The organism is uncultured Ramlibacter sp. (assembly GCF_936925435.1).
GTDB lineage: Bacteria > Pseudomonadota > Gammaproteobacteria > Burkholderiales > Burkholderiaceae_C > Ramlibacter.
Window position 1 is genome coordinate 12,832 of record NZ_CAKZHQ010000020.1, and the last position, 23,997, is coordinate 36,828.

A 23,997-nucleotide genomic window follows, 5' to 3' on the forward strand; every position below is an offset into this window, starting at 1 on the left:
GGGCTTGTGATCCTGGTCAAATGCCCGATATGCTGCACTGCAACAATTAAACCGGAGCTCAGCAATGGCAATCACAGCGGCGGATCTCATGCAGGCCACCCGGCTCACCAGCCAGGGCCGCCTGCTGGAGGCCACCCGTGCCATCCAGCGGGCCCTGGCGGGCCACCCCGAGCCCGAAGCGCCGAAGCCGCCGGCCGCCGGCGTCGCGGATGTCACGGATGTGACCTACCGCGAGGTCCAGCGCCCACCGTCGGACAAGGTTTCCGCACCGTCCCTCCCCGCCGGGCGCAGCCAGGCCGCGCGCCCCTCTTCCTTCCTGCCGCACAGCTTTGACTTCGGCGGCGAGCGCCATCCCTACCACCTCTATGTCCCTTCCCGCTCCGAGGCCGACGGCAAGCTCCCCCTGGTGGTGATGCTGCACGGCTGCAAGCAGGACGCGGCTGACTTCGCCCGCGGCACGGCCATGAACGCGCTGGGCGAGCAGGAGAAAGTACTGGTTCTGTACCCTGAACAGCTGCGCAAGGCCAATGGCATGGGCTGCTGGAACTGGTTCGAGCCCGGCCACCAGGGCCGTGGCGCCGGTGAGCCGGCCATGCTCGCCGCCCTGGTGCAGCAGGTTGCTGCCGAGCACGACGCCGATCCTGCGCGCATCTATGTGGCAGGCCTGTCCGCCGGCGGCGCCATGGCGGCGGTGCTGGGCCAGACCTATCCGGATGTGTTTGCCGCCGTCGGCATCCATTCCGGCCTGCCCGCCGGCGCGGCCCACGACATGCCCTCGGCTTTCAGCGCCATGCGCAAGGGCACGGGCTCACGTTCCACCAAGGCTGCGGCCGTCCCGACCATCGTTTTCCATGGCACGGCCGACAAGACCGTGTCGTCGAAGAACGCGGACGCCATCGTCGATGGGCAACTGGCCGCATGGACCGCCCGGGGCACGCAGCTGGCAAGCAGCAAGCAGGCACAGGGCGCCGGTGCGCGGACCGCTGCCTGCACCCGCTGGCAGGATGGTGACAAAAAAAGCCTGCTGGAAAGCTGGTCGGTCGCGGCCAGCCCGCACGCCTGGTCCGGCGGCGATGCCTCGGGCTCTTTCACCGACCCGGCCGGTCCGGACGCGTCGGCGCAGATGCTGCGGTTCTTCCTGCAGCACCGGCAGCGCGGCTAGGCAGCGGCTGCAGTGATGCGGCCCATGCGGCCGGCCTTGAAGTCGGCAAAGGCCTGGTGGATCTGCTCTTCGGTGTTCATCACAAAGGGGCCGTAGCCCACCACCGGCTCATCGATCGGCTCACCCGACAGCAGCAGCACCGTGGCATCCTGCACGGCCTGGACACGCAGCAGGTCGCCGGCGCGCTCCATCACCGCCATTTCAACTTCGCCCACCACCTGCTCGCTGCCGCCGGCGCGGATCGCGCCTTTGAGCACCATCAGCGCCGTGGTGTGGCCTTCGGGCAGTTTGAACTCCACCGGCTGGCCCGCCTTCAGGCGCAGATCCCAGACGTTCATCGGCGTGAAGGTGCGCGTGGGACCGCGCGCCCCACCGTACTCGCCCGCGATGACGCGCACCGAGCCTGAGCCCTGCGGCAGGTCGACCTTGGGGATGGTGGCGTCGGTGATGCCCTGGTAGCCGGGCGCGGCCATCTTGTCCCTGGCCGGCAGGTTGACCCAAAGCTGGACCATCTCGAACGGCCCGCCACGGCGTGCGTAATCCGGGCCGTGGTATTCCTCGTGCACGAGGCCCGAACCGGCCGTCATCCACTGCACATCGCCAGGGCCGATGGTGCCGCCGCCGCCGGCCGAATCGCGGTGCGAAACCTCGCCCTCGTAGACGATGGTCACGGTCTCGAAGCCGCGGTGCGGATGTTGACCCACGCCGCGCTGATGTGTGGTCGGCGCGAAGCTGGTGGGCGCTGCGTAGTCCAGCAGCAGGAAAGGCGACAGGGCCTGCGGCGTGTCGTTGTAGGAAAAGATTTTCTGCACCGGGAAACCGTCGCCAACCCAGTGGTGGTCCTGGCTGCGGCGGATGGACACCAGCTTCTTCATGGATAACTCCTTGTCAGAGCTGCAGATGGGGATGACGGAGCCCATCCACCAGGGCAGGATTTCAGGAAACACTGTCCCGCCAGCGGGACGTCACGCCGCCTTGGCGACCGCATCGTGCGCCAGCGCCATCACGTCGCGCGGGTGCAGGCCCTTGAGCTTGTGGTCGCTCCACACTTGGCGCCAGCGGCGCGCGCCGGGCAGGCCGTTGCGCAGGCCCAGCATGTGGCGGGCGATGTGGCTCCAGGACGTGCCGTGCTGGTCCGCCTCGCGGGCCATGTACTCGGTCATCTGCAATTCCACCGATTCCCGCGTCTTGCCCTCGTCCACGGGCGCGCCGAAGAAGGCGCTGTCCCAGGAGGCCAGCCACCAGGGGTTGTGGTACGCCTCGCGGCCCAGCATCACGCCGTCCACCGCGGCCAGCTGCTCGCCGACCTGGGCGCTGGTGGTGATGCCGCCATTGACGGAGATGGCCAGCCGCGGGAACTCCTGCTTGAGGCGATGGACCAGTTCGTAGCGCAGTGGCGGCACCTCGCGGTTCTCCTTGGGCGACAGGCCTTTGAGCCAGGCATTGCGCGCGTGGACGATGAAGGTCTCACAGCCGGCCTCGGCCACGGTGCCGACGAAGTCGCGCACGAAGCCGTAGCTCTCGTCCTTGTCGATGCCGATGCGGTGCTTGACCGTCACCGGCAGGTCCACCACATCGACCATGGCCTTGACGCAGTCGGCCACCAGGGCCGGCTCGGCCATCAGGCAGGCGCCGAAGGAGCCGCGCTGGACCCGCTCGCTGGGGCAGCCGCAGTTGAGGTTGATCTCGCCGTAGCCCCATTGCTGGCCCAGCTTGGCGCTATGGGCCAGCTCGCCGGCATCGCTGCCGCCCAGTTGCAGAGCGACCGGGTGTTCTTCGGCGTTGAAGTCCAGGTGGCGCGGCACGTCGCCATGCACCAACGCCCCCGTGGTCACCATCTCGGTGTACAGCAGGGCGTGGCGGCTCAGCAGCCGGTGGAAGTAGCGGCAATGGCGGTCGGTCCAATCCATCATCGGAGCGACACTCATGCGACCAATGTTAAGATGTTGATTCATAAGGAAAATAACTTCTTCATCGTGCCATAAAACAAGTCGTGTGCGATAAAAAGTGCACACGAAGTGCACAGGAAGTACATCTCAAAGCCATAATCGATACACGATTTGTCACACATGGAGTGCACACGTTGCCCACTTTTCAGAAGCTCCCAAGCGGCAAGTGGAGGGTTCAGGTCCGGAAAGCAGGACTTTACCGCGCGGCCACTTTCCCCACTAAGCGGGAGGCCCGGGACTGGGCGGTTGTCGTCGAGAGCCAGGCCCACCACATCGCCGCGGGGGGATTCGCCCCCGTACCCAAAGAGGCTACCTTCGCTGATCTTGTGGAGAAGTACCGTGGCAGCCACGGCCGCATTCCTGGGAAGACGAAGGCTGCCACCCTGGACATGTTGGTCCGCGAGCTAGGCAAGATACGGCTCGGCGCGCTGAATGCAGTTGTTCTGCGTGACTTCATCGATCGACGGGTAAAGGCCGGCGCCGGCGGCGTCACAGTCGCCGGTGATCTATCTTTCCTGTCTGCGGTACTGAAGTGGGGCCGGCACGCCCGGCAGTTGGACATTAACGACAGGCTGGCAGTAGAGGCGCGCGCCAGTCTGAAGGTGCGCGGCCTGGACACCCGCAGCAAGGAGCGATCGCGCGAACCCGCGGACTCTGAACTGCAGCGTCTGTTCGAGTATTGGCAGGCCAACCCGCGCCAGCGTATCGACATGCCCTTGCTCTGTCGGGTCGCGCTGGCTACGGGCATGCGGCAAAACGAAATCTGCTCACTGGCGGTCGAAGACGTTGACCGCCAGCGTCGCACCGTGATCATTCGGGATCGCAAGGACCCGCAGCAGAAGCATGGAAATGATCAGGTGGTTCCCCTGCTGCCCGACGCATGGGCGATCATAGAGCCGCTGTTGGAGAACCGTGAGCTAGGCTCAATCTTTGGAGTGCGTGCAGCCTCAGTCTCATCGGCATTCACGCGCGCCTGTCAAAAGGTGACGCCGCCGATCATTGATCTGCACTTCCACGATCTTCGGCATCGCGCGACGGCGCAGTTCTTCCGCATGGGACTGGACATTCCGCGTGTAGCACTGCTCACCGGGCATAAGACCTGGGCGATGCTCAAGCGCTACACCAACATCAAGCCGGAGGACGTGCACTCGGCGATTGAGAAACGAGCCCTGACGTTTCAGGCTTGAGAAGTCGCCTGCATTGCCGAGCGCAGCAAAGGCAAAAGCTGCCCGTGGCACATCCGGGGCGTGAGGGACAATAAAGTAGCGCCTACGCTGATCTCCGGAACGCCGCGCCTGACAGGCAAGCGCGGCTCCTCAACGGGTTGTGCTAGCTAGACCATGAACGAAGACAAATCAGAGACCTCCACTACTGCCCCTCATACCCGAGACCTAGACGAAGTCTCCTATCTCATTGGGCGCATCGCAATAGAGCGCCCCGATGTTTTTAGTCGGACCATGGCCAGTTGGTACCTAAACAACGAGATGCCCGAGGACGAGCTGTTTCGCAGTTGGGCCGACCTAACCCACGAATCCCCCAGACCTCCATTCGCCCAGGTCAATGACCGGAGGCTCGCAGCCGAGCTGATAGCGGAGGCTTCAGAAGGTCCGTCCCCTCCGCTCGACGAAGATTTCGTGTCCTTATACAACTTCGTGTGGCGGGAAGCGCGTGACGCGCTGCGCATGAGCTCTATCCAATACCACTACCAAATTGAGTTGATGGACAGTAGGTTTGGCCGGCGCGTTCCGAAGCATGACGCTCGAATCCTCACCCCCTTGACAGAAATGGCAGTCCTGCTGGAGGAGGCCCACAGTGCTTTGGGCATGTTCGTTAACGATCCCGCATGGTTCGTACGCAATGGGCTGCCGCTATACAGGCAGGGTCCGGACGACACATACACCCTCGCCGACAACAGCGACCCGGTCGTGCAGTTCCTGCTGATCGGGCGCCAGCTCGAAGCAAAACTCCCGCCGGAGCCTCTTCCAGACTGGATGGATGACGTGTTCATCAAAGTTCACGACAAGCAAGCGCATGACTGGATGTTCGCCGGTCCGGACTGCTACGAGCTGACAGGAGATGCACATCTGATGCGTCGGCGAGCGCTGAGGCGTCACCTAGAGCTCCCCGAGGCCACGAGCAAAGACGAGAAACCCGCTGCCGGCACCCCAGTCTCAGACTACCTCCGACCGGATCATCCTCGCTACACGCCCAAGTTGGCCGCAGCGGTGCATGCGTGGGAGGCCGTCACCGAACCCCTGCCCGGTAGCACCACGAAGCAAAGCCTAGAGAAGTGGCTTACAGAGAACGCTAGCCGGTTCGACCTCTCCGGCAAGGCCATTGGGGAATGTGCGGCCGTCTCCAACTGGATGACAAAGGGCGGCGCGCCGAAGACACCTGGGTAACCTACCCACCCTTTCCCTCGAACCTCGGGTCAGGTTTTCATGCCGGACGCCGAGGTTTTCTACGTTTGGAGAGCTATCCGGCAGAGCCACTGACGCTGATATTCGGTCATCAAATGTACCGATGAGGCAGGAATGGCTTCCCCCGACGACACAAACGTTTATCCCTCGCGCATTCAAGAGCTGGCGCAGTCCCTGGACTGCTTTACCGAAGAAGACGTCTGCACGCTCTGCAAGGTCACTTTCGGAACTTTGGAGGCATGGCGCAAGAGGCATAAGGGCCCCGCCTACTCTCGCATTGGCAATCGCGTCCTCTACCCGCGAGCGGGCGTCCGCGAGTTTCTCGACCGCCAGGTGCGCGATCGCTCCGCCAGCGCTGCGAGGACCGCTCTGTGACTGGCTCCCATGTGTTTGCGCTCACAACCGGAACTTGCTCTGTGCACTCGTGGGGCCCCAGTTTCCGTTCTCCTGACCTCGCCGCCCTGGCCACATCCGCGCAACAGATAACGAGTTTCCATTTGAGCATGAAGACTTCGCCCTGGAAGTGCAACGAGTGAGCAACCGAGTGACGAACCTCTGTCGCCCACTGGCGATGAGCCCCGCCCGTAAGGGCGTTCTCATGGCGTTCGCAGACCGCGCTGACGATGCCGGCTTCTGCTGGCCATCTTTGCCTTGGATCTGCGAGTGGACCTGTCTGAGTCGGACGGCCGTTATCCAGGCCACGAAGGCCTTGGAAAGTTGCGGAGTTATCAGGGTGGACAGGGTGAAGGGGCGCAACAACAGGGTGACCTTGCTCCTCGATGCCATCCGAAGCCAGTATGCCGCGCGTACCGGTGCGGGAGAGACCCTACCCCGTACGGCAGACGCACCCCCACCCGTACGCGAGACGCACGGGAGCGGTGCGGTTGGCGCACCCGAGACACCAGCACATCCAGAAGACATCAAAAAACAGGAGAAAGAGCAACGCTCAGCACCAAAGCACCGCATCCCTGAGGACTGGAGGCCGGACGCGAAGTTGCATGCGTGGGCATGTGAGAAGCGACCAGACCTGGACCTGGTGACCGTGATTGAAAACTTCCGCGACCACTATCTCGCGACCGTCGAGCTGCGCACAAGTTGGGATGTCAGCTTCCGCTCCTGGGTTATTCGGGAGCGCGGGAGCGCAGCGCACGCTGGCGCAGCGGCCCCTGGTTCTCCGCGGCCCTACATCGATGCGAACGAGACAGCGCGAATGCTCGCCACCCGAGACCGTCACGCGGTGCCGCCGCCAGTCGAGATCCGCCAGAGGATTGATCAATTGCTAAGCACTCGGCACAGGCAACCCATTAACCGCGACGTCAGCAAGGAGGGTTAACTCGATGTGCCCATTCCATGACAGAACAGCAGTCGTGAGCACCAAGTTTCCCCATCAGACACGAGCACGTGCACCCCCCGTAGGTTCTTTGGGGGCTAGGCGCCCTGAGGGTAATTTCGCCCCCGACGGTTTCCTAGTGAGTGGATTTTCTAATTGCTTGACAGTTGACAAAGGAGCTCAAATGAGTGGAGTGTGGTCCGCAGTTGTGATGGAGCATTACCCGAGCGGCGGTGGTGAATACCTGCTTGCCTTGGTACTTGCAGATAGCGCCGACGAAATGGGGTATGTCACCATCGAAACGACTCTCGAATTCCTGCGCTTTTCGCGCTTAACTGAAGCGGGTTTTCATCGGGCGTTGGCAAAGATGAAAGCGAAAGGTTGGCTCATCCTGATCGATGCTAGCGAGTGCTGGTACCAGCTGCGAAACCCAGGGGGGCCCCGTCGCAAGAAGCAGAAAAAGTAATCTGCGCATCAAGCTCCGCCCGCCCAGACCGATCAACTAGCGGGTGGATCCACGCCGTGACCGCCGGATGAACAATCCGGCGGTGACGTCCGCTCTCGCCATCCAAAACAGACGTTGTAGCGCTATCAGACCAGACAGGGCCAATCCTCAAAAAAGGCAATCGCCGATCGACCCGGGTGCATGCGAGCCGTACTGCCCATTGAGACACCGAATGAGTAGAGGTAAATAGGGCGAAGGAAGGAGGTTCAGAAGCTGGTCCTGCTCCAAAGTGGGCGCTCTGCTGAACATCCGGGAAAGAAGTTATGCCGAAGGCGCCAACGCTTGATCCTTGGGCCGCCTTCACTTCTGACCTCAATCCACATCGCAGACGCCCTTCAACCTCCAAAACGACTGGCCCGAACATGGAAACCCGCCCCCCTTTGCCCCCATTTTCACGCGACACTGCCGTGCAAAAGATTCGCCTGGCCGAAGACGGCTGGAACACACGCGATCCTGCGCGCGTGGCGCTGGCCTACAGCGAGGACACTCACTGGCGCAACCGATCGGAGTTCCTGTCAGGACGACAGGCCGCGCAGTCCCTCCTTCAGCGCAAGTGGCAGCGCGAGCTGGACTACCGACTGATCAAGGAGCTATGGGCTTTCGAGGCGCACCGGATCGCGGTTCGGTTCGCGTACGAATGGCATGACGACTCCATGAACTGGTACCGGAGCTACGGCAACGAGAACTGGGAGTTCAACGCGTTCGGTCTGATGATTCACCGGCACGCGAGCATCAATGACCTGCCCATCACCCAGGCAGATCGGAAGTTTCACTGGCCCCTCGGCCGGCGGCCGGACGAGCACCCCGGCTTGACTGAACTCGGCTTGTAAGCCGGTCCTCTAAGGTCATCCAGCCATCAATCCGAGCCGAATCCGTTGCCCGGTCATCCTCGCGGCTAGTGTGTAAGTCTGCCAGCGCCGTGCGAATTCTCGGCGCGCTCGGTTGGAGACGTTTCGCGGTGAGTGGCTTTCCTCGACCGTGCTAGCGTCCTGCGCGGACGGATTTGGAAAAGCTGACCTAAACGAAGTGATCGACGAAGCCATCAAGCTCGGCGACTCGATGTGAAGCACATGCGCGTTTCACGAGGCACAACCGAATCTGCAAGGCAAGGCACGGCAGACATCAAAAGTCCTTCTGCCAGAGCGGCTACCTGAGGCCTAGGCGAGACAAGCAACCTGATCGAAAGGGGGTGTCAACCATGACCGCACATGACGACCATGAGAGCAGCCTGTGGGATTTGCCCGCCGGCATGACACCGACTCCAAGGAGATCCTATGAAACTCGTCAACGCTTGCTCAGCCCTGGTGCTGGCCGCCATATTCGCAGGGCCCGCTCTGGCTCAGGGCCCCGCCAACCCCGAAATGGTGCCGCCCGGCACGTCACTGCCGCCTGCTAAGGCCAAAGCCACCGCCGACGAGAAGGCGCTGGGTAAGGCACAACGCAAGCAAACCGGCGCCGCCGCCGCCAAGGAAGATCAACACGCCGAAGGCGATCCTCGCCCCGAAGCGAGCGCAAAGGTCACTAAGGCCGATCGCCAAACAGCCCGCGCCGAGCGCAAGGCTGAGAGCCGCCGCGCCAACAAGGCCGGGGAGATCACCTCCAAGGGCGAAATTGGCAGCGTGAAGTAGCGCTACGGCCGCCTGGCTCCTAGGCGGCCTCTTTCTTCCCACCGGCAACCGCAGGCACCGCCAAAGCGGCTATGCCCACCTCCACGCGGCCTCCCTCTCTGCCCGAGCCCCCTCGCCGCCGTCTCTATTTTTTCAGCGCAAGACCAGGCGTTATCCACACCTGACACCATCGTCTGGAAATGCGACTGCGCGCGCACCATGAGAATCCGTAGGCACTGCTTCGTGAGCCCACTGCAGCCGCCGCCAGCGGCTACGAGACTATTCCCGCCATTTCCTTCCTCAAACCATAAGCGCACGCAAAGGTACCCGTAGTGAGAAAAAGCATGCGCGGCCCTTGTCGGGATTTAAGAGGAGGGGACGAGACAACTCCGGCAAGGTTGATGCCGCGCATGCTGAAACTTTGGAAGAACTCAGGCCATGATGCGGCAGCTGCCGAACTTTCGCCACCACCCCTGGGGGAATCAGCTCCTGACCAGAAGGGTTAGGTATCCTGGATGCAAGCACGGTCCAGCGTCCCGATGCAGCGGTCACGCCGAAGCGGCGTCGCATCCTCGCGAGCGTTCCAGCAAGAGGATGTGCGGGGACTCGCGCCAAGGAGGGAGGCTCAAACAGAGCAGGGGATCCAAAGTGGCCTCTTAACTCCTGGAGCGGCTATGCAAATGAATTTCCTTAAAGCGTCACGGCCCGCACCGGAATCCGGCAACGCCACAACCGATGCAGACGCCGACTTCATGTTCATGCTTGACGGCTACCGGGCTAGCGGCGGTATTGTTCGTGCCGACGAGATGCCCAGCGTGCTCAGGTCGCAGCATGGTGCTGAGATCAAGGACATCGCCCGATGGATCGCCGCCCGGCACGTGGTGTACCTCTATTGGGCCGGCAACTATTGGCTGCCCGCGTTTCAGTTCGACCGCCACGATAGGCAACCTAAAAGGGAACTGCGGCCAATTTTGGCGCAACTCGCCCCGGCCTTTGATGAATGGGATACAGCCGTCTGGTTCTCGCGTCCCAACCCCTGGCTTTCAGGTGAAGTACCGGCGAACCTTCTGTCGAGCCATGCAACAGACGTTGAGGAAGCCGCGCGCGCAGACAGGTTCGCACGCAGGGGATAGGCACGCCATTGAGTCATGCCTATCTGCACCCCACGTGCCGCAACACGGCTGCATGCCGCGCAGCGCATACCTCGTGACACGGGATGCGCAAGTAGCCATCTTTTGGCTGGCATCCGCGCCCGAGGGAGGCACCAGCGTCAGGACGAGCGAACCCCACCAGAGCCTGATGCGCAACTTGTGGGGCGCGCTGATGTCGCTCTTTGTCGACGAAGAATGGCTCTAGCGGCAGGTCTGACACGTCGACTACGGCGTGGCGCTTTGGGAGGCTGTGCTTCCGTAAGGCCTACCAGATCAGATCAACGTGAAACTGGACACTCAGATTGCCCCTCAGTGCTTAACTGAGAGCGCATTGAAGTGCGCCGTTTCATGGGGCGCACCCGTCCCCTGCACTTCAACGAGCCCGCGTTCACTGGCAATGCAGATCGCCTTGGTGCGGCTGCTCGCGCCGAGTTTGCACATGACGGACTTCACGTGGGTTTTCACAGTCCCGATCGCAATGTCCAGGCGGCGTGCAATCTGCTTGTTGCATTCACCATGAGCCAGCAGCGCCAGGACCTCCTGCTCCCTGCCGGTCAGTAATTCACGTCCGAAACTGCTAGCCATGCGGTCGATAACGATCTTGCTGAGGTATCGCTGACCTCGCGCCAACGTGAGCAATGCTTCAATGAGTTCGGCTGCCGAACATGCGGGAGACAGGTAACCCCGCACGCCCTTTTCCAGCGCTTGCCGAATTTCCTGTTCGCGGTCGCGGCCGCTCAACACAAGGATATGGCGAGTAGCAACACCCGGTGAACTGGAGCACGATCTGAACGCATGGGCCAGCAACATTCCCCGCTCGTAATCGGTGATGACCACTTCACCGCTGCTCACGGCCGCCAAGGCATCCCAGTCGTCGTCCACCACCTTGGCATCCAGGCTCGAATGCCCGCGAAGAACACCCTCGATGCCAAGCGCCAGGAGCGATTCGGGAAGTGCAATGCACACGGAAAGGGGAGTGGATCCGGCAAGTCTCATGGCGCCCTCTTGGGTTCCTGGGGAACCGACGATCGGCTCCCACCTTGTTGCCATGGTCGCGCGACTCGTGGGGTTGTCGCAAGTTAAACACGGTAAAACTTGAAGCTGCGCGGGCCGGTCATCGCGCGCGCCCGCCGTCACGCGCGGACCGTTGACCAATGGATGGGTTCGCATTAACTCCTAAGGATGAGGCGATCTGCAGGGTCGGCAAGGAGACTTCGGGAACCACCCACCGGAGACCTTCCATGACGCAGCCAATCCAATGGGGCCATGCGCCCTCCACTTCTCAACGCCCAGCCGGCGCACAGCAGCCCGGCAGATGGCATCGCCTCGCGGCATCGTTCGCCATATTTTTAGGTCTGGCAGTCCATGCCGCTGCCCCTGCGCCGATCGATGCGCCGGCCGGAACCTATGTCCTCGAAAAGACCCATGCAAGCCTGACCTGGCGGATCCGGCACATGGGACTGTCCAACTACACCGCGAGGTTCAAAAGCTTCGACGCTACATTGCAGTTCGATCCGGAAAATTTCTCTCGCAGTTCGGTTGAAGCCAGTGTGGATCTGGAATCCGTCGAGACGGATTTCGTCCCTACGCAAGGCAGAGACTTTAATGCGGAACTGCGCAGCGCACCCTTCTTCAACGTCGCCAAGTTCCCACGCGCGATATTCGTTTCGAAGAGGGTGACACGCACTGGTGCTCGAACGATGCGTGTCGATGGCGACTTCACGCTGCTTGGCGTGACGCAGCCCCTCAGCCTGGACGTCACTCTCGGCGGCTCGATGCGCTCGCATCCTTTCGCCAAGGTGGCCGCGCTGGGTTTTTCGGCGACGGCGAGCGTGCCGCGGCTGGCATTCGGACTCAATCCCCCGCCGATTCAGCAAGGTGTGGGAACGCAAGCGGACATCGCGATCGAGGCCGAGTTCCTCCGCGCGCCCTGAATTCGAGGTCACCATGACATTCAACCAACTTGATCGGCGCGGGTTCCTGCGCTCCGCCTCCGCTTTCGGCCTGACCGCGATGGGCGGTCCGCTTCCTGCCTATGCGGCGGGAACGCGCTCGACGCCGGACCTCATCCTGAAGAACGGCCGCATCACGACGCTGGACGTCGCCACTCCCGAAGCCACTGCCATCGCGATGCTGGACGGAAAGATCGTCGCTGTCGGTAGCGACGCGGAAGTGGCCCAACTGGGCGACGCCACCTCAAGGGTGGTAGACCTGCAGCGAGCTCGCGTGATTCCGGGCCTCATCGACTCCCACACGCACGTCATCCGCGGCGGCTTGAACTACAACCTGGAGTTGCGCTGGGACGGCGTTCGCAGCTTGAGGACAGCGCTGGAAATGCTGCGTGCCCAGGCACGCGACACGCCACCGCCGCAGTGGGTGCGAGTTGTCGGTGGCTGGAGCGAAATGCAGTTCGAAGAAAAGCGCATGCCCACGCTGAAAGAAATTAACGAGGCGGCACCGGACACGCCGGTGTTCGTACTGAACCTCTACAACCAGGCTTTTCTCAACCGTGCCGCGCTGCGCGTGGTGGGATACACCCGCGATACGCCGCAGCCCCCAGGGGCCATCATCGAGCGCGATGCGCGTGGCGAGCCTACTGGCCTGCTGCTGGCCGAGCCCAATGCTTTCGTCCTCTACAACACGCTAGCCAAGGGTCCGAGGCTCAATCCTGAGGACCAAGTCAATTCCACACTGCATTTCATGCGTGAGGAAAACCGCCTCGGCGTTACCTCGGTCGGCGACGCGGGAGGCGGGTTTCAGAGCTATCCTGAGGATTACGGTGTCATCGAGCAACTTGGCCGGGAAGGCCGCCTAACTCTTCGGATCGCCTACAACCTGTTCCCTCAGAAGGCTAAGTCGGAGCTTGACGACATGCGACGCTGGGTCGCCAGCGGCCGTCCGGGCGACGGATCGGACATGTACCGCTTGAACGGCGCCGGCGAGATGCTCGCCTTCTCGGCCGCGGACTTCGAGGACTTCATGGTGCCCCGGCCTGAGATGCCTGCGGATATGGAGGCGGATCTGGAGGGTATCGTCCGCTTCCTGGCGGGTAACGGCTGGCCATGGCGGATGCACGCCACCTACGAGCAGACGATCACACGGGCGCTCGACGTCTTCGAGAAGGTGCACCGAGACATCCCTATCGACCGCCTGGGGTGGCTGTTCGACCATTGCGAGACCGTGACCCCCGCAAGCCTTGAGCGGATCAAGAAGCTGGGCGGCGGCGTGGCCATCCAGAATCGGATGTCTATGCAGGGCGACTACTTCGTCCGGCGCTACGGCCTCGCGGCCGCGGCCCAGACACCTCCGGTCAAAAGGATGCTGGAGATGGGATTGCCCGTGGCGCTGGGGACGGACGCCACCCGTGTGAACAGCTACAACCCGTGGCAGGCGCTGTACTGGCTTGTTTCCGGGCGCAGCATCGGCGGCACTGAACTTTATCCAGAAGACCGCCGCCTGAGCCGGATGGCTGCACTCAGACTCATGACGGCTGACGGCGCCTGGTTCTCACGAGAATCCGGTCTCAAAGGCGTTCTGCGCCCCGGTGCGTATGCAGACCTCGCGGTGCTCGACCGCGACTATTTCACCGTCGCGCAAGACCAAATCCAAGACATCGTCTCGGTGCTCACCGTCGTCGCCGGCAAGATCGTTTACGGCGGCGGCCGCTACGCACCGCTCGCGCCACCGATTCCACCGGTCTCGCCAACCTGGTCACCAGTTCGAAAGTACGGCGGCTACAGCGCGCGCGCACCCGGCAGGCAAGGCCACAACGCTCGTGCGTACGCTGCGATGTGCGACTGCAACTCCCGTTGCATGGTGCATGCGCATGATCATTTCCAGGCGGCGGCAGCAACTGTTCCGGCGGCAGACCCTAGGGCATTCTGGGGTGCACTCGGTTGTAGCTGCAACGTTTGAGTTGAGCTTCGCTTTCCCGGTGACAGAGTCACCCACCTCTTACCTTCCAACGCCTTGGCTGCTTGCCACGCAGCGGCCCCGGCTGCGGAGGCGGCCCGGCGGCAAGTCGTCCCACGCTGCACGCAAGAAAGGAATCATTACCGATGTCGCAGAAAAGTCCTCACCTTCATCGTCGTCCTAAGAGCAGCAAAATCCCGGAAGGTTCATGGGGAGCAAGCTCGTCCATTTTCTCCGTGTGGCTTCGCCTGCTGGCAGGCATCGCCACAGCCTTGATGCAGATTTCCACACCGGCTGCAGCTGACGACATCACCATCGACACGGCCCCGTTCCAGTCTTCAGCCACTCGCGCGGAGGTTCGCGCGCAGCTGCAACAGTTCAAGAAGGCCGGTCCTCCGCCATGGAGCATTTCCTACAATCCGCTGCAGGGATTCAAGAGCACCAGGAGCAGGGAGGAAGTCAGGCGTGAGATGGCTGCGTCCCGCGATGAGATGAGGGCCCTTTACGGGGAAGACAGCGGCTCGATCATTCTGCGTCAGCCGGTGCCGCGTTGATCCTCGGTGCGGGCCGGGCTGGGCCCGTCCCTATTTGTCCCAACTCGTCCGGTTGGATTTGCCGCGTTGTTGCCTCGAGTTAGGTGCGCTGGCACTCCCACTGCTGGCTCGCGAGTTACATGCGCCATTCTGAACAAGGGTGGGCATCGTCAAGGAAGATGACTAGCGAATCGCAGCCATCTCATTCGCGTTCGATCGCTTCGTGGTACTTCCATTGCATCAGATGCTCATGAGAGGCGACGCCCCCGTGCGGTGAGGAAGGCACTCGGGAACGACGCACCTTACATCCCTGCAGTTTGACCGAGTTCGGCTCCTCAGGCATTTGGGCTGTCTGAACCCATGGATGCCGTGCACTGCCCCCAATTGCCAGTCACAGCCGCATGCAAAACCAACTTGCCGGACTCCGTGTGTGCACGCTGCCGCGCATCGATCTGACAGGGTGGGCTCCTCGACGTACTTCCTTTTCCCGACCCCCTCACCACCTCTTCGCGTGTATCCGTCCGATCTTCTGACAGCCAATATCGCCATGCCTTCGCAACCACCCGTTTCAGGAGATTTTCATGGACAACGCATACACCCCGACCCGCCGAAATCTGCTTGTCGCCGCCACCGCGGCGGCAGGCGCGAGTTCCGCCGCAATAGCGGCAGTCCCTGCCAAAGCCGGCTCCAAGGCAAGCGTCCTTGCGACCGGGGGCGGACAGGCCCTGTTCAACCCCGCCGATTGCGTGCTCCTCCTGCTGGACCACCAGACTGGCCTGTTCCAGACCGTCAAGGACATCGCGATCGACGATCTCCGCCGCAACACGGCGATGCTGGCGAAAATGGCCACACTGCTGAAGATTCCCGTCATCACGACGGCGTCTGAGCCTAACGGACCGAACGGCCCGCTTATGCCGGAGATCCACGAATTCGCCCCCCACGCCGTCTACGTTCCGCGCAAAGGTGAAGTGAACGCCTGGGACAACGGCGATTTCGTCAGAACCGTTCGGGCGACCGGCCGCAAGACCCTGATCATGGCTGGCGTCTGGACCAGTGTCTGCGTGATGTTTCCGGCTCTGGACGCCCAGGAGGCTGGATTCAACGTGTATGCGGTGATGGATGCCTCCGGAGATCCGAGCGAAATGGCTTCCCGCACGACGCTGGCCCGCCTTGTGCAGGGAGACGTCATTCCCACGACCGCTAATGCCGTACTCTGCGAGATGCACCGCACCTGGGCCCGCCCCGAAGCCGCGGAGCTCGCAAAGCTGTACATTCTCGCGGCGCCAAACTACGGCGCCGTGTTCGAAAGCTACCAGAAGGCGCAAGAGGCCGCCCGTTCCAAGTGAACCGCTGTCTGCCATCCGGGAAACGCCGGTAACCGGTCCTTGGCGACTTACCCCTCGATCCGGTTGAACGCTTCAGGGCCGACTGGCGGCGCGCACGGGGCGGTCCAGTCGGTCCTGCCATATTCGGTGGGCCAAACACCGCGGCCGCTTACGCTCAAAAAAATAGGGCGCTTCAAACACTCGCGAGAGGCAGCCAAAGCCGCATCCCTGGCGCTGCCGCGCCCGGTCTGCATCACTGCAGCTGGTCTAACAGCTTTCTGCAGAGAACCAGGTCACGGGTATCGGCGCCCTCGGTGAACGCTCCGTGGATGGACGTAAGCAGCTGCCGTGCCTCTGCCGAGCGTGACTGAGAGCTCCAGAGCGCGGCCAGATCATTCGAACTGCGCAGTTGCCAGGTCAGCGCACCGATCTGACTGGACAGGGAGATCGACTGTTGTAGCAGCCTCTCGGCGCTTTCATCCTGGCCTTGCAACGCCGCGATGCAAGCCTGGATGCGCAGAATTTCGGGCAGACACCAAGTCTCGTTCTGGACTTGCGCAAGCTCCAACGCTTCGCGGATCGTCGCCTCCGCCTCCGCAAATCGTCCGGCAGACGCCAATGCCTGTGCGAGCATTGCAACGTAAAACGGCAGCCTGGCCCGATGCCCGGTAGAGCGAAATTCTGAGATTGACTGCTGGAGTGCGGCGACTCCCTCCGCACAGCCGGGATCGCGCACCGAGGCGACGGCCCCCCTGCAGAACGTGACGATGGGACGCCACATGACGATTCCGTGTTGCTCGACGAGGTCATCAAGCATGGCGGCTTGGCTGCTGCAATCCTCTTCGCGGCCCAGCCACAAATATAGGAGGCAGTTCCACGCAAGCGCGATGCTCAGTGAGAGTTCATGCTCTGCCTGACGTCCATACGCCGAGATCATTTCCGCGGTCCGCACGGCTGTCTCGGGCAACCCGGTCAGCCATTGCGCGTGGCTGAGAACGACCAGGACATTGATGCTGTTGCTGTACTGGAACCGGGCAAAGCGTGTGTCGTTGTAATCCTGGGAGTGTTGCGCATGGAGCCGTTCCATCCGGACCCGGGCGCTGAGTAGCCTGCCGATGAAAAGTTCGCCCACGCTGAAATGCGTTTCGCCTTCCGCCAGCGAGGAAGGATCCTGCGCCGAGGCTATGGAGAAGAACGTCTCGAGTGTGCGCAGCCCCGCATCGGTCTCGCCGTAGAACAGCTCGAACGTCCCGACCAGCCGCAGGCAGCGAAGGCGAAAATCGGTCTCGTTGAGCTGCTCCGAGAGCGTGAGCGCGCGGCGCATGGCCACACGCGCCTCGGGCACCACGCCGCGGGTGTAAAGGATGGCGCCGGCAAGTGCGAACTGGAGGTTCATCTCCAGGGCTGTTCCACCTGCCTCGTCCTCACTGAGCTCCGCGATAGCACGCGTGAGATGGAGCCGGCTTTCGTCGGTTAAGGAAAAGTGGTTCCAGAGCAGCGTTCCCGCCGCCGTCAAGCGGATGTGCAGGGAGCGCCCCACCGGTTCAGCGCCGGTCCAGGCAAGCGCGGACCTTAGATCGTCCAGGTGGGCGCCGTAGGTGGCGCCCCAGTCGCGCGACAGCTGCTGGCCCCATTCCCCGACGGCCCGCTCCAGGACGGTGCAGACATATTCGGCGTGGCGCCGGCGGACCGGTTGATCTTTTCCCGCCCGGACCAGCTTGTCGAGGCAATAAGCACGCGTGGTTTCCAAAGGCCGGTAGCTCGTGTCAGGCACCTGCCCTTCAATCGTAAGCAGGGATTTGGAGGCCAGCTCCGCCAGGATTGACGCCGCCTGCACGACCGGCACTTCGGCAACGCTAGACGCGCCCATGAGCTGGAACGCGCCGGTGAAGACGGACACGGCTTGCAGCAGGCAAGCCTCCTTCGGCGTGAGCAAGCTGAAACTCCAATCCAGCGTGGCGGCAAGAGCACGGTGCCGCTCCAGGCCGCCGCGCCGGCCATCAAGAAGCCGGAAGCGGTCGTCTAGTTGCTTTTGAAGGCCCTTCACGCCGAACGCATCGACGCGCATGGCGGCGAGCTCGATCGCGAGAGCGACTCCATCAAGACTCCTGCAGATGTCGGCGACAGCCTGCGCGTCGCCGTCGTTCAGCACGAACGTGTCCAGCCTGTCAGTGGCGCGGTCCACGAAGAGCTGGACCGCGGGATAGGCCAGCGCGCCTCGGGCACTCAGTCCGGCCGACCGCGGCGGCAGGGCCAAGCCGGGTAGCGTGTGAACCAGCTCACCCTCCATGCGCAGCGCTGCGCGGCTCGTCGCCAAAACATGCACGCCGGGCGCCTCCTGGAGGATTTTCCCCACACAGTCAGCAATGGACTCGACCAGGTGCTCGCAATTGTCCAGCACGAGAAGCATCCGGCGCTCCCGCACGAACCTGCACAGGGCGGCCAGAACGTGGGCCGAATGCACCACCAGGCCCGTCGCGCTGGCGACGGCATGAGGCACCAGCGCCGCATCCCGCAATGGCGCGAAATCCACCATCCACACGCCATCCTCGAACGTGCCGACTGCGCGTTCCGCCACCGCCAAAGCCACTGTCGTTTTGCCAATCCCCCCAGCACCGACGATGGAAACAAGCCGGGATGCGTGGACCGCCTGCTCAAGGATGTCGATCACTTCACCGCGCCCGACGACCCGTGTCGCCAAGATCGGGAGGTTGTGATTCGCCTTCGGAGCATTCAGGTAGATCACCTTGGGCGACGCGCCACCCGTCCCACCCTCACGCGACATCTCGTTGGTCCTCGCGGCCGCCGGGTTCGGAATTCCGGCCGTCCGACCCTGCAATACCCGATAAAACCTCCCAGCCCGGATGCGGCACATCCAATTCGCCAAGAGCTATTGCCCGGCGCCTGACCTCTGTCTGCTCGCCGTCCCCGGCAAGCTTGTCGAGGGCGAAGGCGCGGATGACATGCGTCTGGCGGTACAACATCTCGCCATCGCAGGACTCGGTCGTCAGGAGGGATTTGGAAACGAGACCTGCGATGTCCTCGATCACGGTGGCGCGGTCGGCGCCGGCCGCCCCGCTGATGGCGCATGCTGCATCCAGGCTGAAAAGGCCGGCAAAAGCCGAAACGCGGCGCATGGTCGCCTGCTCGGTGGGCGACAGGAGCACATAACTGGTTTCGACCGCAGCTGTCAACGTCCGATGCCGCTCTGGGCCTTCGTGGTACCCGTCGAGCATGTGGAACCGCCTGTCGAGATGGTCCAACAGCCCGTCGACGCCCAGTGTTCCCACGCGCTGTGCGACGCGCTCGATGGCGAGGGCCAGACCATCCAGTCTCTGGCAAATGGCGGCGACCGCCGGTGCGTTCGCATCGTCAAGCCTGAACGAGAAGGAATGCTTAGCAGCGCGATCGACGAACATCTGCAATGCGGGATATGCCATCGCTTCCGCTGCCTTAAGTCCGTCGGCGCACGGCGGCAGTCCGAGGCCATGCAGGCGGCGCACGCGCTCTCCCCGAATGCAAATCGGTTCGCGGCTGGTGAGGATGATCTTTAGGTTCCTGGTACGCGCCAGCACCTGGTCCACGCATTGGGCGACGGCGCCGATCAGGTGTTCGCAATTGTCCAGAACGAGAAGGATGTGGGGATCATCCAGTCCGCCGTCGGGCAGCCTGGACCTTGCACCCACTCCATCGCCTTGCCCGATGACGTTGACGATGGCCTCGGGAACCTGGGAGGGCTCCTCCGCCATGGAAAGATCGACGAACAGGGCCGCCTTCTTCAACACCGATGCCGCCCTGTTGGAAACCTCCAGTGCGACGGTCGTCTTGCCCGCGCCGCCTGGCCCGACGAGCGACACCAACCGGCCATGCTCCAGATCACTCAGGACCGCGTGAATCATTTCCTCCCGACCGAAAATCCGCTTGGCGCCCGGTGTAGGGCAGCCGGAGCGCGGGACGGCTGGTACATGAGGCCCGGATTGGCAGGCGGAATGTTGCACGGGCGCGACAAACCGGTATCCTCTTCCGACCACGGTTGCGATGTAGCGCGGGGCGCCTGTGTCTTCGCCCAGGACCCGCCTGATGGCGGTCATATTGACCTTCAGGTTGCTCTCTTCAACGACAAGGCCAGGCCACACCAAGGCCAGCAACTCCCGCTTGCTGACGACCTCTCCGTGGCGCTGAACTAGCACCGTCAGCAAGTCGAAGGCCCGCCCGCCCATGCGCACAACAATTCCGCTTTCCAGGAGCAGCTGTCGCTCCGGAATCAACAGGAATGTGCCAAAGGCGAAAGAAGTAGGAAGCCTGGAAATCTGGGCGCTCAAGCCAGCCCCACTGGTGGTTTGTGGAAAATTCAGTATATGGCCGGAGGTCCAAAACCCGGGTTAATTGCGGTAAAAGGGCCGCTGACCTGCGGGGTAACGCTCTCCAGCGCAAGGCCCTTTAGGCATTTTGTGCAGCCTGTGCCAAATACTGATGGATCTGGGCCACGGCAGCGGCTCCTTCACCAATGGCGCCTCCAACCCTTTTGACCGAACCCGAACGCACGTCGCCGACGGCAAACACCCCAGCAACACTGGACTCCAGGGGCGCGGGCACCCATCCGGCCACCGAGGCTGCCAAGGCATGGCCGGTCCGCACAAACCCATGCCGGTCCACATCGATCTGGCATCCGTCCAGCCAGCGGGTTTCCGGCTCGGCGCCGACGAAAAGAAAGACTTGGCGCACCTCCAACAGTTCCTCCACCCCGCTCCCGCGTTCCTGGCAGGTGATGGCGGTAAGCCCGCTGGACGGATCTCCATGCAACCCGGTGATTTCTGTGAAGGGCCGCAGCGCGATGTTGGGGGTGGCTTCCATGCGCTCGATCAAATACTGCGACATCGTTGCGGCCAGTCCAGCCCCACGCACCAGAACATAGACCTGGGACGCGAATTGCGACAGATACACGGCCGCCTGCCCTGCGGAATTACCGCCTCCCACGAGGGCGATCGGCGCACCCAGGCACATCTTCGCCTCAAGCGCAGATGCCCAATACCAGATACCGCGCCCCTCGAAATCCGGCAAGCGTGGCACTGCGGGCCGACGATAACGTGCCCCGCTGGCGATGACGGCACAACGGGCTCGCAGACTCCGTCCATCTGCGAGCCGCAACTGCAGTTCACGGTCGGGACCGGCCCGTGCACAGTCCATCGAATCCACTTCAGTCGGGATCAGCAGCTCGGCGCCGAACTTCTCGGCTTGAACCGAGGCGCGCCCCGCAAGCGCCGCTCCCGAGATGCCCGTCGGGAAACCCAGATAGTTCTCGATGCGCGCGCTGTTGGCAGCCTGCCCCCCATACGCCCTACGGTCCAGGACCACGACGCTTAACCCCTCCGACGCCGCATACACCGCAGTCGCCAGCCCCGCCGGACCGGCCCCCACCACCGCAACATCGTAGAGATCCTCCCGGTCGGCGGAATCGACCATGCCGATGCACCTGGCCAAAGCACCTTCGGTGGGATTTATCAGCACGGATCCGTTGGGGCAGACGACGACGGGCTCGTCACCGGTAGCCCCGTAGTGGGCGATCAGATCCCTGGCCTGGTCGTCCTGGGTTGCATCGACAAGGCGGTACGGTTCGCCGTTGCTTCTCAGGAAGCTCTGGAGTTTCACCAGCTCCATCGACCCCGTTCGCCCGATCAAGACCGGGCCCGTCAAGCCCCATTCGATCAGGGCAACCCGGCGCAAGATCATGGCGCGAACAATCCGTTCGCCGAGTTCGGCCTCGGCGATGATGAGCGCGCGAATCTGCTTGGGGTCGAGCAGCAAGGTTTCCACCTGCTCCAGCGCAACCGCATCCACCAGCGATTGCTTTCCCGACATCATGCCCAGTTCTCCCACGAAATCGCCCGCCCCCAGCTCCACGACGGGCACCGTCTTGCCCAGGCCGTCGCGCTGCACGATAGCGACTTTGCCTTGAAGAATCAGAAACATGCCTTGTGACGCCGTTCCGCTGGCGTCGAGCAGCTCGCCCTCGCGGTGCGTCAGCAAGCGGCCGAAGCGATGGACACGAGCGATCTCGGGGAGTTCGAGCCGCGGAAAGACCTGGTGGCGGCGCGTGGCGAACATGTCAGGGACGTCGGTAGGCATGACAAATCCATAGTTGGTTAGCAGCAGGACCCCGGCGACATGGAAGGCGTCTGGACCAGGGAATTAGGGAACCGATGTAGCGCACTATCGCCAGCTTCCGACCCTGTGCCATCCATCCTTCGGATGCGAAGCGAGCGCGTATCAATGAGAAGGTGCGCGTCATCCTTTCGAAGGAGGAGAAATGCGTCGACAGGCCGCAACCTTGCCGCGCTGTGGCACCAGTCAGTCATTCGCACAGGGACCTTCGCTTTACCGCAATTAACCCTGACCCACGACGTCCAGCGGTAGTCTTCGCATGCGCTGAAACCGCATCGGAGGATTCCATGAACGAAACTGAACATTCATTGAAAGTCGCTGTCTTGCACCAGGAACCGGTCCTGGCTCTCGGTCTCACGGCGACACTTGGTCGCGAATTGGGTGTGCACATCACCACCTCCGTGGCAGATGCCGATGTGATCGTTTCGGACTACACGGCAGCACTGGAGCTGGCGAAAACCAGAGACCAAGGGCGGCTTCGCATCGTAGTGATTACCGCGGTCGACCGCGAACATGACATTCGCCGCGCACTCGATTGCGGCATCCAGGGCTACCTGCTGCAGCATTGCACACCCGAGGAACTCTCGGATGCCGTGCGCGCCGTCGGACGCGGGTCCAGATACCTGTGCAGCTTCGCGGCGCAAAGCGTGGCGGAAAGCCTGACCAGAAACGACCTCACTCCGCGTGAATTGGAAGTGCTCAGGCTGCTGGCGCTCGGTTGCAGCAACAAACTCGCGGCTCGGGATCTGGACGTGGCGCTGGCTACAGTCAAGATGCACGTGAAATCCATTCTCAGCAAGCTAAACGCATGCAGTCGGACCCAGGCAGTGTCGATCGCAGCGAATCGCGGTCTCGTGGCATGGCCCAGGGTCTCTGCCCATGACCTGGCCAGCCTGGACACGAACCTTGCTGACGCGGTCATGGTACCCATGGCGCAGCGCGCGGGCGCCTCAACCCGCTCGTACGCCCGACAAGGGGCCTGAGCGCGCTTCGATCAGGGCAGCCATCGCCCAACAGTCCAAGGTCTTGTCGGATGAAGGCATAGGCGCCGGCGTCGAGGCTGGCAAGCGACTTGGTTCCAGCCTGGTCCGAAGCCTTTCCGAGGCCCCGTGACAGGCCTGCGGACAAGTCGCGCTGCCCCATGCTGACCATGCATATGCCTCCGCGATGGGGCCGCCGCTATCGATACGAAGCATTCCCTCACAACCCTAGCCACCCGGATAGGCGCCAGTTCATACGTCAGGAGGATTTGCGGCAGCAAGTGCTTCACTAATCTGAACTAATCAACCAACGAAGGCGCCACCATGACAAAGATCCTTGTCCTCTACTACTCCTCCTACGGCCATATCGAAGCGATGGCCAATGCCATCGCCGAGGGAGTGCACTCCGCTGGAGCTGAAGCGATGATCAAGCGAGTCCCCGAACTCATGAGTCCAGAGGCTGCGCAGCGTGCCGGCTTGAAACTCGATCAAGCAGCACCATTGGCAACGGTGGAGGAGTTGCCCTCCTACGACGCGATCATCTTTGGAACGCCGACGCGGTTTGGGAACATGGCGGCACAGATGCGCAATTTCCTGGACCAGACTGGCTCCCTGTGGGCGAAGGGCGCCCTCATCGGAAAGGTCGGCAGCGTCTTCACCAGCGCCGGCAGCCAACACGGTGGACACGAGACCACCATCACGAGCTTCCACACCAGTCTGCTACACCATGGGATGGTGATTGCCGGCCTGCCGTACTCGGAATCACGCCTGACAGACATTTCGCAAGTGAGTGGAGGCAGCCCTTACGGCGCCTCCACGATCGCTGGGCCGGATGGGTCCAGGACACCGAGCCCGCACGAGCTGTCGATGGCCAGTTCGCAGGGGAAATACATTGCAGGCATCGCGGCAAAGCTGTCCCGCCCATGACGATGCACGCGCCTGCACCTGCCGTGCAGGATGC

21 protein-coding genes are annotated in these 23,997 nt (G+C 62.7%); 15 read left to right on the forward strand and 6 right to left on the reverse strand.

Annotation, left to right across the window (positions count from 1 at the left end):
- Positions 1-64 precede the first annotated feature (64 nt).
- Positions 65-1,162, forward strand: coding sequence for a PHB depolymerase family esterase (locus Q0632_RS09675; protein ID WP_298928100.1), 1,098 nt, complete (start codon positions 65-67; stop codon positions 1,160-1,162).
- Here the strand turns inward: Q0632_RS09675 and Q0632_RS09680 are convergent.
- Both Q0632_RS09680 and dusA read right to left on the reverse strand, forming a co-directional pair.
- Complete coding sequence (locus Q0632_RS09680) at positions 1,159-2,037, reverse strand: pirin family protein (RefSeq protein WP_298928103.1); 879 nt, start codon at positions 2,035-2,037, stop codon at positions 1,159-1,161. The genes Q0632_RS09675 and Q0632_RS09680 overlap by 4 nt on opposite strands.
- A 90-nt stretch (positions 2,038-2,127) precedes the next feature.
- Positions 2,128-3,117, reverse strand: coding sequence for a tRNA dihydrouridine(20/20a) synthase DusA (dusA, locus tag Q0632_RS09685; RefSeq protein ID WP_298928108.1), 990 nt, complete (start codon positions 3,115-3,117; stop codon positions 2,128-2,130).
- A 128-nt stretch (positions 3,118-3,245) separates the two neighbouring features.
- Here dusA and Q0632_RS09690 point away from each other — a divergent pair, with 128 nt between their 5' ends.
- From Q0632_RS09690 to Q0632_RS09715, 8 genes are all read left to right on the forward strand, one after another.
- Positions 3,246-4,298 carry a site-specific integrase gene (locus tag Q0632_RS09690; RefSeq protein WP_298928111.1) on the forward strand — a complete coding sequence of 351 codons (1,053 nt, stop codon included), beginning with the start codon at positions 3,246-3,248 and terminating at the stop codon, positions 4,296-4,298.
- Between the two features lie 270 nt (positions 4,299-4,568).
- Positions 4,569-5,513: a hypothetical protein gene (locus Q0632_RS09695; protein ID WP_298928114.1), complete on the forward strand. Its 945-nt coding sequence runs from the start codon at positions 4,569-4,571 to the stop codon at positions 5,511-5,513.
- A 132-nt stretch (positions 5,514-5,645) separates the two neighbouring features.
- Positions 5,646-5,906, forward strand: a complete 261-nt coding sequence (locus Q0632_RS22360; protein WP_367181184.1) for a helix-turn-helix domain-containing protein — start codon at positions 5,646-5,648, stop codon at positions 5,904-5,906.
- A 196-nt stretch (positions 5,907-6,102) separates the two neighbouring features.
- Complete coding sequence (locus Q0632_RS22365; RefSeq protein ID WP_367181185.1) at positions 6,103-6,864, forward strand: helix-turn-helix domain-containing protein; 762 nt, start codon at positions 6,103-6,105, stop codon at positions 6,862-6,864.
- Positions 6,865-7,045: 181 nt separating this feature from the next.
- A complete protein-coding gene (locus Q0632_RS09700; RefSeq protein WP_298928117.1) occupies positions 7,046-7,327 on the forward strand; it encodes a hypothetical protein in 282 nt (93 codons plus the stop codon).
- A gap of 401 nt (positions 7,328-7,728) precedes the next feature.
- Positions 7,729-8,196, forward strand: coding sequence for a nuclear transport factor 2 family protein (locus Q0632_RS09705; RefSeq protein ID WP_298928121.1), 468 nt, complete (start codon positions 7,729-7,731; stop codon positions 8,194-8,196).
- A 444-nt stretch (positions 8,197-8,640) separates the two neighbouring features.
- Positions 8,641-8,994, forward strand: a complete 354-nt coding sequence (locus tag Q0632_RS09710) for a hypothetical protein (RefSeq protein ID WP_298928124.1) — start codon at positions 8,641-8,643, stop codon at positions 8,992-8,994.
- A gap of 653 nt (positions 8,995-9,647) precedes the next feature.
- The gene (locus Q0632_RS09715; RefSeq protein WP_298928127.1) at positions 9,648-10,106 is read left to right on the forward strand and encodes an antitoxin Xre/MbcA/ParS toxin-binding domain-containing protein; all 459 of its coding nucleotides are present in this window, start codon (positions 9,648-9,650) and stop codon (positions 10,104-10,106) included.
- Positions 10,107-10,433: 327 nt separating this feature from the next.
- Here the strand turns inward: Q0632_RS09715 and Q0632_RS09720 are convergent, their stop codons facing one another.
- The gene (locus Q0632_RS09720; RefSeq protein WP_298928130.1) at positions 10,434-11,120 is read right to left on the reverse strand and encodes a response regulator transcription factor; all 687 of its coding nucleotides are present in this window, start codon (positions 11,118-11,120) and stop codon (positions 10,434-10,436) included.
- 245 nt (positions 11,121-11,365) lie between these two features.
- On the opposite strand from Q0632_RS09720, the gene Q0632_RS09725 reads away from it, so the two are divergent.
- The 4 genes from Q0632_RS09725 to Q0632_RS09740 all read left to right on the forward strand — a co-directional run bounded on the left by Q0632_RS09725 (position 11,366) and on the right by Q0632_RS09740 (position 15,915).
- The gene (locus tag Q0632_RS09725) at positions 11,366-12,058 is read left to right on the forward strand and encodes a YceI family protein (protein WP_298928133.1); all 693 of its coding nucleotides are present in this window, start codon (positions 11,366-11,368) and stop codon (positions 12,056-12,058) included.
- A gap of 79 nt (positions 12,059-12,137) precedes the next feature.
- Positions 12,138-14,039 (forward strand): amidohydrolase, encoded by a 1,902-nt coding sequence (locus Q0632_RS09730; protein WP_298928327.1) that lies wholly within the window; start codon positions 12,138-12,140, stop codon positions 14,037-14,039.
- 233 nt (positions 14,040-14,272) lie between these two features.
- Complete coding sequence (locus tag Q0632_RS09735) at positions 14,273-14,590, forward strand: DUF4148 domain-containing protein (protein WP_298928136.1); 318 nt, start codon at positions 14,273-14,275, stop codon at positions 14,588-14,590.
- A gap of 560 nt (positions 14,591-15,150) precedes the next feature.
- Entirely contained in the window at positions 15,151-15,915 is a 765-nt protein-coding gene (locus Q0632_RS09740; protein ID WP_298928138.1) for an isochorismatase family protein, read from the forward strand.
- A 232-nt stretch (positions 15,916-16,147) separates the two neighbouring features.
- Here the strand turns inward: Q0632_RS09740 and Q0632_RS09745 are convergent, their stop codons facing one another.
- From Q0632_RS09745 to Q0632_RS09755, 3 genes are all read right to left on the reverse strand, one after another.
- Complete coding sequence (locus Q0632_RS09745) at positions 16,148-18,679, reverse strand: hypothetical protein (protein ID WP_298928141.1); 2,532 nt, start codon at positions 18,677-18,679, stop codon at positions 16,148-16,150.
- Positions 18,669-20,216 carry a winged helix-turn-helix domain-containing protein gene (locus tag Q0632_RS09750; RefSeq protein ID WP_298928144.1) on the reverse strand — a complete coding sequence of 516 codons (1,548 nt, stop codon included), beginning with the start codon at positions 20,214-20,216 and terminating at the stop codon, positions 18,669-18,671. The genes Q0632_RS09745 and Q0632_RS09750 overlap by 11 nt, the downstream gene beginning before the upstream one ends.
- Positions 20,217-20,334: 118 nt before the next feature.
- Positions 20,335-22,020, reverse strand: coding sequence for an FAD-dependent oxidoreductase (locus tag Q0632_RS09755; protein ID WP_298928147.1), 1,686 nt, complete (start codon positions 22,018-22,020; stop codon positions 20,335-20,337).
- A 323-nt stretch (positions 22,021-22,343) separates the two neighbouring features.
- Here Q0632_RS09755 and Q0632_RS09760 point away from each other — a divergent pair, with 323 nt between their 5' ends.
- Positions 22,344-23,039 carry a response regulator transcription factor gene (locus Q0632_RS09760; RefSeq protein WP_298928150.1) on the forward strand — a complete coding sequence of 232 codons (696 nt, stop codon included), beginning with the start codon at positions 22,344-22,346 and terminating at the stop codon, positions 23,037-23,039.
- A gap of 321 nt (positions 23,040-23,360) precedes the next feature.
- Positions 23,361-23,963, forward strand: a complete 603-nt coding sequence (gene wrbA, locus Q0632_RS09765; protein WP_298928153.1) for an NAD(P)H:quinone oxidoreductase — start codon at positions 23,361-23,363, stop codon at positions 23,961-23,963.
- Positions 23,964-23,997 lie beyond the last annotated feature (34 nt).

Coding starts and splice junctions, on each gene's coding strand:
- Q0632_RS09725 (WP_298928133.1), top strand. CDS start 11,366: ATGACGCAGCCAATCCAATGGGGCCATGCGCCCTCCACTTCTCAACGC.
- Q0632_RS22365 (WP_367181185.1), top strand. CDS start 6,103: ATGAGCCCCGCCCGTAAGGGCGTTCTCATGGCGTTCGCAGACCGCGCT.
- Q0632_RS09755 (WP_298928147.1), bottom strand. CDS start 22,020: ATGCCTACCGACGTCCCTGACATGTTCGCCACGCGCCGCCACCAGGTC.
- Q0632_RS22360 (WP_367181184.1), top strand. CDS start 5,646: ATGGCTTCCCCCGACGACACAAACGTTTATCCCTCGCGCATTCAAGAG.
- Q0632_RS09675 (WP_298928100.1), top strand. CDS start 65: ATGGCAATCACAGCGGCGGATCTCATGCAGGCCACCCGGCTCACCAGC.
- wrbA (WP_298928153.1), top strand. CDS start 23,361: ATGACAAAGATCCTTGTCCTCTACTACTCCTCCTACGGCCATATCGAA.
- Q0632_RS09700 (WP_298928117.1), top strand. CDS start 7,046: ATGAGTGGAGTGTGGTCCGCAGTTGTGATGGAGCATTACCCGAGCGGC.
- Q0632_RS09760 (WP_298928150.1), top strand. CDS start 22,344: ATGAACGAAACTGAACATTCATTGAAAGTCGCTGTCTTGCACCAGGAA.
- Q0632_RS09710 (WP_298928124.1), top strand. CDS start 8,641: ATGAAACTCGTCAACGCTTGCTCAGCCCTGGTGCTGGCCGCCATATTC.
- Q0632_RS09740 (WP_298928138.1), top strand. CDS start 15,151: ATGGACAACGCATACACCCCGACCCGCCGAAATCTGCTTGTCGCCGCC.
- Q0632_RS09715 (WP_298928127.1), top strand. CDS start 9,648: ATGCAAATGAATTTCCTTAAAGCGTCACGGCCCGCACCGGAATCCGGC.
- Q0632_RS09720 (WP_298928130.1), bottom strand. CDS start 11,120: ATGAGACTTGCCGGATCCACTCCCCTTTCCGTGTGCATTGCACTTCCC.
- Q0632_RS09745 (WP_298928141.1), bottom strand. CDS start 18,679: ATGTCGCGTGAGGGTGGGACGGGTGGCGCGTCGCCCAAGGTGATCTAC.
- Q0632_RS09695 (WP_298928114.1), top strand. CDS start 4,569: ATGGCCAGTTGGTACCTAAACAACGAGATGCCCGAGGACGAGCTGTTT.
- Q0632_RS09730 (WP_298928327.1), top strand. CDS start 12,138: ATGGGCGGTCCGCTTCCTGCCTATGCGGCGGGAACGCGCTCGACGCCG.
- dusA (WP_298928108.1), bottom strand. CDS start 3,117: ATGAATCAACATCTTAACATTGGTCGCATGAGTGTCGCTCCGATGATG.
- Q0632_RS09680 (WP_298928103.1), bottom strand. CDS start 2,037: ATGAAGAAGCTGGTGTCCATCCGCCGCAGCCAGGACCACCACTGGGTT.
- Q0632_RS09705 (WP_298928121.1), top strand. CDS start 7,729: ATGGAAACCCGCCCCCCTTTGCCCCCATTTTCACGCGACACTGCCGTG.